Raw genomic sequence first — 13,995 nt, 5'->3', positions numbered from 1 at the left:
GGCGCCGGTCCCGGTCAACCGGCCTCGGTCACCGCCGGCCGCTGCGAGGCGGCCTCGTCGGTGGGGTCGCCGGCCTCGGCCGCGGCCCAGAAGTCGACCAGCAGTCGGTGGAACTCCTCGGCCCGCTCGATCTGCGGCATGTGCCCGCAGTCGGTGAACAGGTGGGTCCGGGCCCGGGGCAGCCGGGCCCGCGCGGCGTCGAGGTGCCCGGCGGGGAGGATGAGATCCCGGTCGCCCCAGACGATCAGGGTCGGCACGTGGAGCCGGGAGACCTCGGTCAGCAGCTCCTCGCGCCACTGCGGGCGGACGCCCCGGAAGGTGCCCAGGTCGCGGCACGTCTCCAGCATCACCCGGGCGGTGTACGGCTGACGGGCCACCTCCAGGGCGTACGCGATCCGCTCCTCGGTGGCGAACGACGCGTCGTGGAAGAGGGCGCGCTCGACACGGCGGGCGAAGGACCGGTTGGGGCGCAGCAGCAGCCGGCCGAACGGGCGCAGGGAGAGCACCCGCAGGACGGCGGCGACCTCCTGGCCGAACCCGGCGCTGTTGATCAGCACGAGGCTGGCCACCCGGGCCGGCTCGGTCACGGCGAAGCGCATCGCGACGGCCCCGCCGAGCGAGTTGCCGACCAGATGCGCCGGCTGGTCGACGCCGACCGCGTCGAGGTAGTGCCCGACGAAGCGGCCCAGCGCCGGCAGGGTGCACGGCTCGGCCATCGGCAGCGAACCGCCGTACCCGGGCAGGTCGACGCTGTGCACCCGGAAGCCGCGGGCGAGCAGCTCGTGCTGCTCGGTGAAGTCGCGCAGGGTGCGGCCGATGCCGTGCAGCAGCACCACCGGCGGCCCGTCGCCGTCGACCCGGTGGCGCACCCGGCGCCCGTTCACCGTGACGTGCCGGGGGCGTGGGTCGGTCGTGGCGGTCATGCCCGCTCCCCCGTGGACAGCTCCGGCGTGGTCGCCGTCGGCGTTCGGCCGGCCTGGCGCGCCGGATCGGCGGCACCCCGGTTGAGCCCGGCCACCAGCACCCGGTGGTACGACGCGGGGGCGACCCGGGCCAGCAGGTCGGGCAGCTTCGCCGACCAGCCGATCAGCACCCGGCCGCGCCGCCGCTCGACGCCGCGCAGGATCACCTCGGCGGCCTTCGCGGGCGGGATGGAGAGCAGCTTCTCGAACTGCCGCAGCCCGGCCTCGTACTCCTCGGGTGCCACGCCGCTGCCGATCCGGGCGTTGCGGGCGATCCGGGTGGCGATGCCGCCGGGGTGCACCGAGGTCACCCCGATGCCGTCGTCGGCCAGCTCGTGGCGCAGCGCCTCGGTGAAGCCGCGCACGGCGAACTTGCTGGCCGAGTAGGCGGCCTGGCCGGCGGGGGCGATCAGTCCGAAGAGGCTGGAGACGTTGACCAGGTGGGCGCCGGGCTCGGCCTTGAGCGCCGGCAGCAGGGCGTGGGTCAACCGCACCACCGCCCGGAAGTTGATGTCGACCACCCAGTTGAACTCGTCGAGGGTGACCTGGTCGAACCGCCCGCCGAGGGCGACCCCGGCGTTGTTGACCAGCAGCCGGATCCGGGGGTGCCGGGCCCGGATCTCCTCGGCGACCCGGTCGGTGGCGGCCGGGTCGGCCAGGTCGACCAGGTGCGTGTCGACCTGGCGGTCGAGGTGCGCGGCGCGGATCGCCGCCGCCACCGTGTCGAGCCGGTCGGCGTCCCGGTCGAGCAGCACCAGGTCGGTGCCGCGCCGGGCCAGCCCGTGGGCGAGCGCCTCACCGATCCCGCTGGCGGCGCCGGTGACCACGGCGGTTCCGGCGGGGAAGACGAACCTTCGCACGGCGTTCTCCTTCTGCGGTGCGGGTGGTGGACCCCGGGTCAGGCGACCGGGGCGTCGGCGGTACGGGCGCCGGCGGCGACCGGCGTGGCGCGGGAGAACCGGATGCCCTCGTCGACCAGCCGCCCGCGCTTCATCAGCAGCACGTCGCGGGCGTAGTTCTGGTGCAGCCGCCAGGGGGCTCGGGCACCCTGCTTCGGCAGCGCGTCGACGCTGCGCAGCACGTACCCGGACTTCAGGTCGATCAGCGGCACCAGCGCGCCGGAGCCCGGCGCGACCGGGGTGACGACCTGCTGGCCGGTGCCGTCGAGGTGGCGCAGCAGCCGGCAGACGTAGGTGGCGACCAGGTCGGCCTTCAGGGTCCAGGAGGCGTTGGTGTAGCCGATCGTCATCGCGAAGTTCGGCACGCCGGAGAGCATCATCCCCTTGTACGCGACGGTCTGCGCGAGGTCGACGTCGACGCCGTCCACGGCGAGGGTCATCCCGCCGAGGGCGAGCAGGTTGAGCCCGGTGGCGGTGACGACGATGTCGGCGGGCAGCTCCTCGCCGGAGCCGAGCCGGACGCCGCGCTCGGTGAAGGTGTCGACGGTGTCGGTGACCACGGATGCCCGCCCGTCCCGCACCGCGTCGAACAGGTCACCGTCGGGAACCACGCAGAGCCGCTGGTCCCAGGGGTCGTAACGGGGCGAGAAGTGCCGGTCGACGTCGTAACCGGCCGGCAGGCGACCCTTGGCGGCCCGCAGCAGCAACGACCTGACCAGCTTGGGAGCGCGCCGGCTGAGCTGGAAGTTGACCGTGCCGAGCAGCACGTTCTTCCAGCGCACCACCGGGTACGCGGCCTTCGCCGGCAGCCAGCGCCGCAGCGCGTCGGCGACCACGTCGCGCGACGGCAGCGAGATGACGTACGTGGGTGAGCGCTGGAGCATGGTGACGTGTGCGGCGCGTTCGGCCATCGCGGGGACCAGGGTGACCGCCGTGGCGCCGCTACCGATCACCACCACCCGCTTGCCGGTGTAGTCCAGATCTTCCGGCCAGTGCTGCGGGTGCACCCGCTCCCCGCTGAACCGCTCGGCCCCGGGGAACTCGGGTGTGTAGCCGGCGTCGTAGCGGTAGTAGCCGGAGCAGGCGAAGAGGAACGCGCAGGTGAGGACGACGTCCTCGCCGGTGTCGTCGCGGTGCGCGTGGACGGTCCACCGGGCGCTCGCGCTGTCCCACTCGGAGCGCAGGACCCGGTGGTGGAAGCGGACGTGCTCCTCGACGCCGTACTCGCGGGCGGTCTCGCGCACGTAGCGGCGGATGGCGTCGCCGTCGGCGATGGCCTTCGGGTCGGTCCACGGCTTGAAGGAGTAGCCGAGGGTGAACATGTCCGAATCGGAGCGGATGCCCGGGTAGCGGAACAGGTCCCAGGTGCCGCCGATCGCGTCGCGGGCCTCGAGCACCGCGTACGTCTTGTCCGGACAGTTGCGCCGCAGATGGCAGGCCGCGCCGACGCCGGACAGGCCGGCTCCGACGATGAGCACGTCGACGTGGTCGGAGGCCATGGCAACTCCCTGGCTGAGGCGGTGGACGGACACTATCCACCACCGTCGACGCCCGTCAACACTCTGTCGAGAGCAATCGACACCCTGTCGAGCGCGTGTAACATCGGCGTTCATGACGACCGTCCGTACCTCCACCGGCGCCGCAGCCGGGCGCGGGCGGCGGGCCGGACGGTCCGCGGGCGACGACCGCGAGCTGGCCATCCTGGCCACCGCCGAGCGGCTGCTGGAGCAGCGCGCGTTCGGCGAGATCTCCATCGACGACCTGGCCCGCGGCGCGGGCATCTCCCGGCCGACCTTCTACTTCTACTTCCCCTCCAAGGACGCGGTGCTGCTCACCCTGCTGGACCGGGTCACCGAGGAGGCCGACACCGCCGCTGGTGACGTGCTGGTCCACCTCGCCGAGAACCCCCGGGCCCGGTGGCGGGAACTGATCAGCCGGTTCCACGCCACCTTCGGTGGCCACCGGGCCGTGGTGCTGGCCTGCGCCGAGGTACGCGGCACCAACGCCGAGGTGCGTCGGCTCTGGGCCCGGGTGCTGGAGCGCTGGGTGCAGGCGGTCGAGGCCGCCATCGAGGCGGAACGCCGCCGCGGCGCCGCCCCACCGGGCCTGCCCGCGCGGGACCTGGCGATCGCGCTGAACTCGATGAACGAGCGGGTCTGGTACGCGACCTTCGCCGGCGACGGGCCGGCCGTGGCCGAGCGGGACGTGGTGGACGTGCTGCTCGACGTCTGGCTCACCGGCATCTACCGCACGACGAGCCCCGCCGCCGGCTGACCCCGCGCCCGTTTGCGGCGGGTCGGGGTGTCCCCGCCGGCCGTCATCCCCACCCGCCGCAACCTGCGCCCACCCGGCCGGGCGGCACTCACGCCGGTCCGGGTCAGCGGCGCCGCCTGCGGGATCGGCGGGTGGCCGGGCGGGCCGGGCGCGGGCGGGGCACCCCGGCCGGGGCGGGCCTGGCCGGAACCGGCGGTGCGGCGTCGGCGAGGCCCTCCGACGAGGCGGCGTCGGCGGGCACTGCCGCGCGCCGGTCCTCGGTGATGTGTCGCCACCAGCCGCGCAGCCCGTCGCCGGTGCTCCCCTCGGTCAGGGTGCGGCCGATTCTCGCGGCGATGGCGGCCCCGCTGCCGACGCCGCCCATGCCGAGCAGCACGTCACCGTTGCCGATGTTGGCCAGTCCGGCGCCCGCGACGGCCAGCCCGGCGCCGACCAGCGCGACCCGGGACAGCAGGTCGCGGCGGGCGATGACGGCGACCCCGGAGACCGCGAGCATGACCGCCAGGACGATGAGCGCCGCCCCGACGAGGACGTCGTCGATGGCGATGTGGGCGACGCCCCACCCGGCCATGCCCGGCGCGCCGGCGACGAGCGTCAACCCGACCAGCACCTCGCGGCGGGCGAGGAAGGCCAGCAGGGCGGCGGTGCCGGCCAGCCCCACCAGTGTGACGGTCAGCCCGAGCAGCAGGTGCCCGTTGAACACGATGAGCAGACCCAGCCCGGTGATCATCAGGCCGACCCCCAGGCCGGCCGTCGCCAGCAGGGCATCGAGGTCGGCGATCAGGGCCAGCCCGATCGCCGCCGCGCCCACGCCGAAGCAGAGGCGGGCGACGGAGAGCGGCACGTCGGCCGACGTGGCGAGGCCCGCCACGCCCGGTGCCGCCAGCGCGACCCCGGTGGCGACGAAGGCGGCCCCCGCCAGCAGCCGCAGGGCGTCCTGCCGCGCGGGGATGAGCAGGGTGGCGGCGGTCACCGCGGCGGCGGCGAGGGTGGCCGGGGCGGCCCACCGGGGTTGGACGACGGCCACCAACGTGCCGGCGAAGGCCAGCGCGAGCCCCGTCCAGAGGGTCGCCCCGGCGAGCAGCGAGCCGGGTCGCTGACGCAGCCAGAGCGCGGCCAGCGCGAGCGCGACGACCAGCCCGGCGAGCGCGGCGACGAGGGCCACCCCGCGCAACTGCAGGGACCCGGCGAAGACGTCCTCGAACATGCCGAGCACGAAGGCGACCAGCGCGACGGCGCCCTGCCGGATCCGCCGGACCCAGGTGGGCGGGGTGGCGTCGGTGGAGTTGACCACGGCGTCCAGGATGGTCGACGGCCGCCGGCCCCGGTGGGCGGCACGCCGCCAGGCCGGCTGTCGTGCTCCGGACACCGGTCCGGCCGGGGTCTCAGCTCCCGCGCAGCGCCTGGCCGATGGTGGCGACGCCCTCGTCGATCTCGCTCGCGGTGTTCGCCGCGTAGCCGAGGACCAGGCCGGGCGAGTACGGGCGCTGCGCGTGCCAGGACAGCGGCTGGGTCTTGACGCCCCGGCGCAGCGTGGCGGCGGCGAGGTCGGCGTCGGGCAGGTCGCCGGCGAAGGTGACGGTCAGGTGCAGCCCGGCCGCCGCGCCGTGCACCGTGGCCCCCGGCAGGTACGCGGCGATCGCGCGGATCATCGCGTCCCGGCGGCGCACGTGCCGGCGGCGCAGCAGCCGCAGGTGCCGGTCCAGGTCGCCGGAGGTCATCAGCTCGGCCAGCACCAGTTGCGGCAGGACGGCGTTGCCGAGGTCCGCCATCCGCTTCGCCGCCACCAGGGCGTCGAAATGGCGCGGGGGCACCAGCACCCAGCCCACCCGCAGGGCGGGGGCCAACAGCTTGGAGACGCTGCCGGTGTAGCAGACCCGTTCGGGCAGCGCGCCGCGCAGGGCGGGCACGGGTGGGCGGTCGTACCGGTGCTCGGCGTCGTAGTCGTCCTCGAGGACCAGCCCGCCGCGCCGCGCCCAGTCGAGGAGCTGGCGCCGGCGGTCGCCGTGCAGCACCACGCCCGTCGGGAACTGGTGGGCCGGGGTGAGCAGGACGGCGGGATGACCGGCGGCGGCCAGTTCCCCGACCCGTAGCCCGTGCGCGTCGACCGCGACCGGCGGGGTGTCCAGCCGCCAGTTGCGCAGGTGCTGGCGGACGCCGAGCGAGCCCGGGTCCTCGACCGCGACGGTGTGCACGCCGTCGGCGTGCAGGACCTGGGCGAGCAGGCCGAGGGCCTGGGACACCCCGGCCACCACGACGACCTCCTCAGGTTCGGCGCGGATGCCCCGGGTCCGGGCCAGCCGCTGCGCCACCGCGAGCCGCAGCGCGGGAGCGCCGCGCGGGTCGCCGTACCCGAGGGCGGCGGCGTCGAGGCGGCGCAGCACCGCCCGTTCGGCGCGCAGCCAGGCCGCGCGGGGGAAGGCCGCCAGATCGGGTACGCCGGGCGTCAGGTCGATACGGGCGGGGGCGGCACGCAGCGCCTCGAAGATCTCGGTGCCGGGGGCCGGCCCGAACAGCGCCTCGGGCGGTGGCACTGCCGCCCTGGCCGGTGCCGCCGACGGGGTGGCCGGGGTGGCCACCACGACCGTGCCGGCGCGCCCCCGCCCGGCGACCTGCCCCTCCTCGGCCAGCCGCTGGTACGCCTCGGTGACCACGCCCCGGGACACGCCGAGCTCGTCGGCGAGCACCCGGCTGGCCGGCAGTCGCCCGCCCAGTGGGAGGCGGCCGTCGGCGATGGCGGCGCGCAGCCGCCCGGCCAGCCAGTCGGCCCGGCCGCCGGGTGGGGCGGCGCCGACGTCGAGCTGGAGGAAGTCCGATCCGGCGGTTATGGACTCGTCGGATGCTCTGGCTTTGGCCCTGTCCACCGGACCATTGTGGCCCCAGGGTGGAACCCGTGAGCATCGCGTTCCTGCTGGCCACGCTGGTCGTGGTCGCCACCCCGGGCACCGGGGTCGTCTACACCCTCTCCGCCGGACTGTCCCGGGGACGCCGCGCCGGGGTGATCGCCGCGTTCGGCTGCACGGTGGCCGTCGTGCCGCACCTGGCCGCGGCGTGCACCGGTCTCGCCGCGCTGCTGCACGCCAGCGCACCGGCGTTCCGCCTGGTCCAGTACCTCGGCGTCGGCTACCTGTTGTACCTGGCCTGGGCGACCTGGCGGGACCGCTCCGGCTTCGCGGCCGGCGACGCCGCCGCCCGCCCGGCGCATCGGGTGATCCTGTCGGCGGTACTGGTCAACCTGCTCAACCCCAAGCCGACCCTCTTCTTCGTGGCGTTCCTGCCGCAGTTCGTACCGGCCGGCGGGCCCGGCGCGACCGGCCGGATGCTGGCCCACGGGGCGGTGTTCATGCTGGTCACCTTCGGGGTGTTCGCCGCCTACGGCGGCTTCGCCGGCACGGTCCGCGACCGGGTGCTGGCCCGGCCCCGGCTGACCGACTGGCTGCGCCGCGCCTTCGCCGGGTCGTTCGTCGCGCTCGGCGTCTCCCTGCTGCTCGCCGAGAGATAGGAGTTCCATGCGTTTCCACCACGCCCCCGGCGTCCGGTCGGCGCATCCGACGCTGGTCGCCGGCGTACTGGCCGCCGACGGCGTCACCCCGGACGTCGCGGTGGACGAGCGGGTCGCGCACTTCGCCGGCCTGGCGCGGCAGCGGTTGGCCGGCGGCGCCGAGAGCGGATTCCCCGAGATCCGGGCCTGGCGGCGCGCCTTCGCCGCGATGGGACTGCCGCCGACCCGCTACCGGTGCGCCGCCGAGTCGCTGCTGCGCCGGTTCCGCCGGGACGGGGAACTGCCCCGGCTCCACCCGCTGGTCGACCTCTGCAACGCGGTGTCGCTCGCGTACGCGATTCCCGTCGCGGTGCTGGACGTGACGCGGATCGACGGTGACCTGGCCGTCCGGCCCGCCACCGGCGAGGAGGAGTACGTGACCCTCAGCGGGGACGTCGAGCGCCCGGAGCCCGGCGAGGTGGTCTTCGCCGACGGGGCGGGGCGGGCGCACTCCCGGCGGTGGACCCACCGGCAGAGCGGCTGGTCGGCGGTGCGCGACACGACCGGGACCGTACTCATCGTGGCCGAGGCGCTGCACGATTCGGCCGGCCGGGACGTGCCGGCGCTGCTGGACACCCTGACCGCGGAGCTGGCCGCCGGCTGGCAGGTCGACACGCGGGGCGCGGTGCTCACAGCCGCCGCACCGGCCGTCGACGTACCCGGCTGAGCGGGCCCCGGCCCGGACCAGGACGGCACGTCATCCGACGGCGGCGCCGATCGCTGCCCCGCCGCTTGCGGCGTGTCGCGGTATCCGGCCCTTGCGACGCCGCAATCCGCGTAGAGCCGGGTCAGCGACACCGCGACACACCGCGACACTCGGGCAGGGCCGGATGGGGACCCGGCAGCATGGTGGGGGCGCACCGACGCGGGGAGCCGGCCGCGACGCCGCGAGGACGCCACGGCCGGCCGCGCCCGGGTCAGGCCGTCTCGCCTGGCGCGAGGTAGCGGTAGCCGTCGCCGAGCGTCTCGGCGAACCAGCCGTTCACGCTGGCCAGGCCCCGCTCGTTGATCTGCGCGTCGTGGATCGGGTGGGTGCGTGCCGCCCCGACCGCACGGGCGAACCCGATCGCCTCGGTCAGCTTCAGCCAGGACGCCTGGGCCGGCACGAGCAGCGTCCGCACCGGCTGCCCGGGCAGGTGCAGGGAGTCACCCGGGTGGTAGACCTCGTCGTCCACGACGTACCCGAGGTTGGCGCAGTCGGGCTGGCCGTCGTGGATGGTGGCGTGCCGGCCACCCACCGCGGTGACCGCGAAGCCGGCGGCGGTGAACCGCTGTCCGGCCCGTACCCGCTGGACCGGCAGCGTGGGCAGGGCGGGCAGCTCGGCGCCCTCGGGCGCGAAGACCGGTACGCCGAGGCCGGCCAGCCGCAGCACGTCGATGTGGTCGGCGTGTTCGTGGGTGACCAGGACGGCGTCCGCGCCCACGAGAGCGGCCGGCTCGCTCCAGGTGCCGGGGTCGACGACGAGCACGCGACCGTCGTGTTCCAGGCGTACGCAGGCGTGAGTGTACTTCGTGATCCGCATCGGACGGACGCTACCGCAGCCCTGCTCGACGTCGCTGTCCGTGCCCCCAGCAGCACAGATTGATGTATTGACATCAAAAGGCAACCCGTCAGTAACATGCGTCACATCGGAGTACCGAGACCCCCGTCGACCGACGTCCGACCACCAGTTGGGCGTCGGTCCGCGCACACCCCCCTTCCCGCGCGGGCACCGAGAAAGACAGACGACCATGAGGACGTACATCAGCAGGTGGCTGTTCGCGGTGGCCGTGGCGGTCGCCGCCGTCGCCGTCGCACCCACCCCCGCCCAGGCCGCCGCGTACACCGCGTCGAGCAACCCGATCCTGTTCGTGCACGGCTGGAACAGCAGTGCCAGCACCTGGAACACGATGATCAGTCGGTTCCAGGCCGACGGCTGGCCGTCGAGCCGGCTGCGCGCCTTCTCCTACAACACCAGCCAGTCCAACGCCACCACCGCGCAGCAGGTCGGCCAGGAGGTCGACAAGCTGCTCGCCGGCACCGGCGCGACAAAGGTGGACATCGTCACCCACTCGATGGGCGGGCTCTCCTCCCGCTACTACCTGAAGAACCTCGGCGGCGGGGGCAAGGTGGACCGCTGGGTCTCCCTCGGCGGCCCGAACCACGGCACCAGCTCCGCCAACGCCTGCTACAGCACCGCCTGCACGGAGATGCGGGTCGGCTCGACCTTCCTGGCCACCCTCAACTCGGTGGACGAGACACCCGGCGTCCCGACGTACGGGACCTGGCGGTCGAACTGCGACGGCGTGATCAACCCCGTGGACAGCACGGTGCTCTCCGGGGCGAGCAACACGCTGGCGGGCTGCGTGGCACACAACAGCCTGCAGAGCAACGCCAGCATCTACGGCCAGGTGCGCGACTTCGTCAACCCGTGACGGCGGTGGCGGGGCTCTGCTCCGCAAGCCGGCGGCCCCCCGGGGTCAGCCTCGCTGCGGGCCGCCCTCGTCGTCCATGATCTCGTGGAACTCGGCCGGGGTGATCTCCCCCTCGCGCAGCCGCCGGGCGTTGGCGGCGAACTTCCCGATCGCCGCGCCCCGGGCGGACTCCCGCGTCGTCGGGGCTTCGTCGGGCTCGCCGTGCAGGCGGCGCAGCCCGTCGGCGAGCCGGGCGTCGGCGGCCGGACCGGTGCCCCAGTCGCGGGCCAGCTCGACGGTGCGGCCGAGGGTGTCGGCGCCGGGCCGTTCGGCGGCGAGAACGGCCCGCATCATGCGGTGGAACGTGACGGCCAGGGCGTCCGCGTCATCGGCGATCATGGGAGCACCGTAGCGTCCCGGTGCGACAGTTCCGGCCGCCGGACAGCCGTGGCGGGGGCATGATCGGGGGCATGGACCGAGGGCACCGCGCCGTCCCGCACACCGCCGACGTGCGGATCGAGGCGTGGGCGCCGGACCGGGAGGGCTGCCTGGCCGAGGCGGTCGCCGCGCTGGTGCAGACCTTCGTCGACACCACCGGCGCCCACCCGGACGGCGAGACGACGGTCGAGCTGCCGGCCGACCGGGACGAGGACCTGCTGGTGGGGATCCTCGACGAGGTGATCTTTCGGTTGGAGACCGAGGGCACGGTGCCGCTGGCCACCGAGGCGCAGCCGAGCGCCGACGGCCTGCGGGTGCGCTGGCACACCGTCGACACCGACGCGGTGGAGCTCGTCGGCGCGGTGCCGAAGGCGGTCTCGCTGCACGAGCTGCGGTTCGCCGGCACCGACTCCGGCTGGCGCTGCGCGGTGACGGTGGACGTCTGACCGGCTCAGCCCTTCACCACGCCGAGCGGCACCAGCCGGGCCACCTTCCGGCACAGGCCGGCACCCTCGGCCGCCGCCACCACGGCGGTGACGTCCTTGTATGCGGCCGGCATCTCCTCGCTGAGCCCGCGCCGGCTGGCGCCCCGCACCGCGATGTCCTGTGCCTCCAGCTCCCGGCGCGGGTCGTGCCCGCGGACCGCCTTGGTGGCCTGCTTGCGGCTCTGCACCCGGCCAGCGCCGTGGCAGGTTGACGCCCAGGCCGGCGAGCCGGCCACGCCGGTGAGCACGTACGAGCCGGTGCCCATCGAGCCGGGGATGAGCACTGGCTGGCCGACCGGGCGCAGGTCGTCGGGGAGGTCGGCGTGGCCCGGGGGCAGCGCCCGGGTGGCGCCCTTGCGGTGCACGCAGAGCGGCCGGGGCGTCCCGTCCACCTCGTGCGTCTCGATCTTGGCGAGGTTGTGCGAGATGTCGTACACCAGGCCGAGGTCGCAGCCGGTGACCCGGGCGAAGACCTGCCGGGCGGCGTGGGCGAGCAGTTGCCGGTTGGCCCGGGCGTAGTTGGCCGCGGCGGCCATCGCCCCCAGGTAGGCCCGGCCCTCGTGGGACGAGACCGGCGCGCAGGCCAGCTGCCGGTCGGGCACGTGGATGCCGTGCCCGGGCATCACCTTCTCCATCTCCCGGACGTAGTCCGTGCAGATCTGGTGGCCCAGCCCGCGCGAGCCGGAGTGGATCATGACGCAGACCTGGCCGGCGCGCAGCCCGAAGGCCCCCGCCACGGCCTCGTCGTAGACCTCCTCCACCGCCTGCACCTCGAGGAAGTGGTTGCCGGAGCCGAGGCTGCCCACCTGGCGGGCGCCGCGCTCCACCGCCCGCTCGCTCACCTGGGCCGGGTTCGCGTCGCCCACCGCGCCGTAGTCCTCGCAGCGGTCCAGGTCCCGCTGGACGCCGAAGCCGCGCTCGACGGCGTACCGGGAGCCGCCGCGGAGCACGGCGTCGAGCTCGGCCCGGTCGGTCAGGTGCCACACGGCGCCCTTGCCCATGCCGCGCGGGGTGGACTCGCTCAGGCCGTCCATCACGGCGTCCAGCCGCGGGCGCAGCGCGGCCCGGTCCAGGTCGGCGGCGAGCAGCCGCACCCCGCAGGAGATGTCGAAGCCGACCCCGCCGGGCGAGACCACTCCCCCGTCCTCGACGGCGGTGGCGGCGACCCCGCCGATCGGGAAGCCGTAGCCCCAGTGCACGTCCGGCATGGCGTAGGAGGCGCCGACGATGCCGGGCAGGGTGGCCACGTTCGCCACCTGCTCCAGCGACTTGTCCGCCCCGGCGTCCGGGAGCAGATCCCGGGACGCGAACACCACCCCCGGCACCCGCATCGGGTCATGCCGGTCGATGCGGAACCGGTACGGCGACTCCTCGACCAGGTCCATGACCCGCCGCCTACCCGGCGCGCGGCGCGGCACACCTGCCGGGATTGGGCCGACCCGGGCGGGGTAGTGCGCGAGCATGCCGCAGCGATACGAGAACTACCCGAAGGTCGCCATCGTCACCGGCGCGGACTCCGGCATCGGCAAGGCCTGCGCCGTCGCCCTCGCCCTCGCCGAGGCCGGCTACGACATCGGCATCACCTGGCACCGCGACCACGCGGGCGCGCAGCGCACCGCCGCAGAGGTCGGCGCCCTGGGCCGCCGCTGCGAGATCGCCGAGCTGGACCTGACCAGGCTGCCGGAGGCCGCCGCCGTCGTCGACGAGCTGGCCGACCGGCTCGACGGGATCGGCGTGCTGGTGAACAACGCCGGCACCGGGGCGTCCGCCCCGTTCGTCGACACCGGCTGGGAGCAGTGGCGCGAGGTGCTCGCGGTGGACCTGGACGGCCCGTTCCTCTGCTCGCAGCGGGCGGCCTGGCGGATGCGCGCCGCCGGGCGGGGCGGCCGGATCGTCAACATCACCAGCGTGCACGAGCACGCGCCCCGGGTCGGGTCGGCCGCGTACTGCGCGGCGAAGGGCGGGCTGGGCCTGCTCACCCGCGTCATGGCGCAGGAACTGGCCGCCGACGGGATCACCGTCAACGCGGTGGCCCCCGGCGAGATCTCCACCCCGATGACCGGCCAGGAGGACGTCGACCCGTTCACCGAGGACCGTCCGGGCGTACCGGTGGGCCGGCCCGGCGACGCGCGGGAGGTCGCCGCGGTGGTGGTGCTGCTCGCCTCGCCCGCCGCGGCGTACGTGACCGGCGCGTCCTGGCCGGTGGACGGCGGCATGCTGCTGATGGGCCCGCAGGCCGGCTCGCACCTGCGCTCGGACGACTGGCGCTCGGTCTGAATCATCCCTGCGGCCGGCCGGCCGGCCGGGCGGGCGGGCGACATGCGGCCGGCGCGGGCGGGTGGTCGGCAACACCGCGGCAACTCATGGGTCGGGCCGGAGACCATGTCGCGGCGGGCGGGCGCCCTCCCGGCGCGCGCCGACGCAGGTTGTCACACCTGACGTGCTCCGGGAGGCAGGTGGTGTAACAAATCGTGACGCTTCGCGTTCACACCGTCCACCTAGGGTTCTCGACGGCCCGGCCACACGACGGACGGGCCGTCCACCGACCCCGACCCGGGGTCCCGCAACGGAAGGACGTCACGATGCCCTTCGCCCGACGCGCCGCCGCCACGGCGGCCGCCCTCGCCGTCGCCCTACTGACCGCGCAGGCGGCCCTGCTCCCCCAGGCCGCCCAGGCCGCACCCCGATCCGGCCCGGAGACCCCGTCGGTGCTGCTGCTCGACATCGACCGGCCGGGCACCGCCGAGGACCGCTCGGCCGTGCTGGTCTGCGGACCGACCGGCGGCACCCACCCCGACGCGGCCGCCGCCTGCCGCACGCTGGCCCGCGTCGACGGCGACCTGTCCGCCCTGGCAGCCGACCCGGGCCCCTGCACCTTCGACTACGCGCCGGTCACGGTCCACGCCTGGGGGTTCTGGCAGGACCGGCCGGTGACCTGGTCGAAGTCGTACGAGAACCGGTGCCTGCTGCTGCGCGGCACCGGCGCCTTGTTCGCCTTCTGA

At 75.0% G+C, this 13,995-nt stretch carries 15 protein-coding genes; 7 read left to right on the top strand and 8 right to left on the bottom strand.

Annotation, left to right across the window (positions count from 1 at the left end; genetic code table 11):
- Nucleotides 1–14 precede the first annotated feature (14 nt).
- From FHX75_RS04800 to FHX75_RS04790, 3 genes are read right to left on the bottom strand one after another with little or no spacing between them, the layout of a single operon-like run.
- Entirely contained in the window at nucleotides 15–923 is a 909-nt protein-coding gene (locus FHX75_RS04800; protein WP_154936842.1) for an alpha/beta fold hydrolase, read from the bottom strand.
- Complete coding sequence (locus FHX75_RS04795) at nucleotides 920–1,822, bottom strand: SDR family NAD(P)-dependent oxidoreductase (RefSeq protein WP_154936841.1); 903 nt, start codon at nucleotides 1,820–1,822, stop codon at nucleotides 920–922. The genes FHX75_RS04800 and FHX75_RS04795 overlap by 4 nt, the downstream gene beginning before the upstream one ends.
- Before the next feature lie 38 nt (nucleotides 1,823–1,860).
- The gene (locus FHX75_RS04790; protein WP_154936840.1) at nucleotides 1,861–3,360 is read right to left on the bottom strand and encodes a flavin-containing monooxygenase; all 1,500 of its coding nucleotides are present in this window, start codon (nucleotides 3,358–3,360) and stop codon (nucleotides 1,861–1,863) included.
- Between the two features lie 112 nt (nucleotides 3,361–3,472).
- On the opposite strand from FHX75_RS04790, the gene FHX75_RS04785 reads away from it, so the two are divergent.
- Entirely contained in the window at nucleotides 3,473–4,135 is a 663-nt protein-coding gene (locus FHX75_RS04785; protein WP_154936839.1) for a TetR/AcrR family transcriptional regulator, read from the top strand.
- A 103-nt stretch (nucleotides 4,136–4,238) separates the two neighbouring features.
- On the opposite strand, the gene FHX75_RS04780 is transcribed toward FHX75_RS04785, so the two are convergent.
- On the bottom strand, nucleotides 4,239–5,504 hold the full coding sequence (locus tag FHX75_RS04780) for a hypothetical protein (RefSeq protein WP_170285284.1): 1,266 nt from the start codon (nucleotides 5,502–5,504) through the stop codon (nucleotides 4,239–4,241).
- A 16-nt stretch (nucleotides 5,505–5,520) separates the two neighbouring features.
- Nucleotides 5,521–6,999, bottom strand: a complete 1,479-nt coding sequence (gene pdxR, locus FHX75_RS04775; RefSeq protein WP_170285283.1) for a MocR-like pyridoxine biosynthesis transcription factor PdxR — start codon at nucleotides 6,997–6,999, stop codon at nucleotides 5,521–5,523.
- Nucleotides 7,000–7,028: 29 nt separating this feature from the next.
- Here pdxR and FHX75_RS04770 point away from each other — a divergent pair, with 29 nt between their 5' ends.
- Together FHX75_RS04770 and FHX75_RS04765 are read left to right on the top strand one after the other, a co-directional pair.
- Entirely contained in the window at nucleotides 7,029–7,637 is a 609-nt protein-coding gene (locus FHX75_RS04770) for a LysE family translocator (RefSeq protein ID WP_154936837.1), read from the top strand.
- A 7-nt stretch (nucleotides 7,638–7,644) separates the two neighbouring features.
- On the top strand, nucleotides 7,645–8,343 hold the full coding sequence (locus FHX75_RS04765) for a B3/B4 domain-containing protein (protein ID WP_154936836.1): 699 nt from the start codon (nucleotides 7,645–7,647) through the stop codon (nucleotides 8,341–8,343).
- 250 nt (nucleotides 8,344–8,593) lie between these two features.
- Here the strand turns inward: FHX75_RS04765 and FHX75_RS04760 are convergent, their stop codons facing one another.
- Complete coding sequence (locus tag FHX75_RS04760) at nucleotides 8,594–9,199, bottom strand: MBL fold metallo-hydrolase (RefSeq protein ID WP_154936835.1); 606 nt, start codon at nucleotides 9,197–9,199, stop codon at nucleotides 8,594–8,596.
- A gap of 208 nt (nucleotides 9,200–9,407) precedes the next feature.
- On the opposite strand from FHX75_RS04760, the gene FHX75_RS04755 reads away from it, so the two are divergent.
- Entirely contained in the window at nucleotides 9,408–10,091 is a 684-nt protein-coding gene (locus FHX75_RS04755; protein ID WP_154936834.1) for an esterase/lipase family protein, read from the top strand.
- 45 nt (nucleotides 10,092–10,136) lie between these two features.
- Here the strand turns inward: FHX75_RS04755 and FHX75_RS04750 are convergent, their stop codons facing one another.
- On the bottom strand, nucleotides 10,137–10,469 hold the full coding sequence (locus tag FHX75_RS04750; RefSeq protein WP_154936833.1) for a hypothetical protein: 333 nt from the start codon (nucleotides 10,467–10,469) through the stop codon (nucleotides 10,137–10,139).
- 59 nt (nucleotides 10,470–10,528) lie between these two features.
- Between FHX75_RS04750 and FHX75_RS04745 the strand changes: the two genes are divergently transcribed.
- Nucleotides 10,529–10,954, top strand: coding sequence for an archease (locus tag FHX75_RS04745; RefSeq protein WP_154938802.1), 426 nt, complete (start codon nucleotides 10,529–10,531; stop codon nucleotides 10,952–10,954).
- Between the two features lie 5 nt (nucleotides 10,955–10,959).
- On the opposite strand, the gene FHX75_RS04740 is transcribed toward FHX75_RS04745, so the two are convergent.
- Nucleotides 10,960–12,378 carry an RtcB family protein gene (locus tag FHX75_RS04740; protein ID WP_154936832.1) on the bottom strand — a complete coding sequence of 473 codons (1,419 nt, stop codon included), beginning with the start codon at nucleotides 12,376–12,378 and terminating at the stop codon, nucleotides 10,960–10,962.
- A 76-nt stretch (nucleotides 12,379–12,454) separates the two neighbouring features.
- On the opposite strand from FHX75_RS04740, the gene FHX75_RS04735 reads away from it, so the two are divergent.
- The gene (locus tag FHX75_RS04735) at nucleotides 12,455–13,270 is read left to right on the top strand and encodes an SDR family oxidoreductase (protein ID WP_154936831.1); all 816 of its coding nucleotides are present in this window, start codon (nucleotides 12,455–12,457) and stop codon (nucleotides 13,268–13,270) included.
- Between the two features lie 305 nt (nucleotides 13,271–13,575).
- Nucleotides 13,576–13,995, top strand: a complete 420-nt coding sequence (locus tag FHX75_RS04730) for an SSI family serine proteinase inhibitor (RefSeq protein WP_154936830.1) — start codon at nucleotides 13,576–13,578, stop codon at nucleotides 13,993–13,995.

The sequence above is a fragment of the Micromonospora palomenae genome (assembly GCF_007829925.1).
Classification (GTDB): domain Bacteria; phylum Actinomycetota; class Actinomycetes; order Mycobacteriales; family Micromonosporaceae; genus Micromonospora; species Micromonospora purpureochromogenes.
The sequence above is the reverse complement of the archived record's forward strand: the minus strand, read 5'-3'. Positions and strand labels throughout refer to the sequence as shown.

What these genes read in the sequence shown, in the direction of transcription:
- FHX75_RS04800 (WP_154936842.1), bottom strand. Translation starts at nt 923, where the DNA reads ATGACCGCCACGACCGACCCACGCCCCCGGCACGTCACGGTGAACGGG.
- FHX75_RS04790 (WP_154936840.1), bottom strand. Translation starts at nt 3,360, where the DNA reads ATGGCCTCCGACCACGTCGACGTGCTCATCGTCGGAGCCGGCCTGTCC.
- FHX75_RS04785 (WP_154936839.1), top strand. Translation starts at nt 3,473, where the DNA reads ATGACGACCGTCCGTACCTCCACCGGCGCCGCAGCCGGGCGCGGGCGG.
- FHX75_RS04765 (WP_154936836.1), top strand. Translation starts at nt 7,645, where the DNA reads ATGCGTTTCCACCACGCCCCCGGCGTCCGGTCGGCGCATCCGACGCTG.
- FHX75_RS04760 (WP_154936835.1), bottom strand. Translation starts at nt 9,199, where the DNA reads ATGCGGATCACGAAGTACACTCACGCCTGCGTACGCCTGGAACACGAC.
- FHX75_RS04755 (WP_154936834.1), top strand. Translation starts at nt 9,408, where the DNA reads ATGAGGACGTACATCAGCAGGTGGCTGTTCGCGGTGGCCGTGGCGGTC.
- FHX75_RS04750 (WP_154936833.1), bottom strand. Translation starts at nt 10,469, where the DNA reads ATGATCGCCGATGACGCGGACGCCCTGGCCGTCACGTTCCACCGCATG.
- FHX75_RS04745 (WP_154938802.1), top strand. Translation starts at nt 10,529, where the DNA reads ATGATCGGGGGCATGGACCGAGGGCACCGCGCCGTCCCGCACACCGCC.
- FHX75_RS04740 (WP_154936832.1), bottom strand. Translation starts at nt 12,378, where the DNA reads ATGGACCTGGTCGAGGAGTCGCCGTACCGGTTCCGCATCGACCGGCAT.
- FHX75_RS04735 (WP_154936831.1), top strand. Translation starts at nt 12,455, where the DNA reads ATGCCGCAGCGATACGAGAACTACCCGAAGGTCGCCATCGTCACCGGC.
- FHX75_RS04730 (WP_154936830.1), top strand. Translation starts at nt 13,576, where the DNA reads ATGCCCTTCGCCCGACGCGCCGCCGCCACGGCGGCCGCCCTCGCCGTC.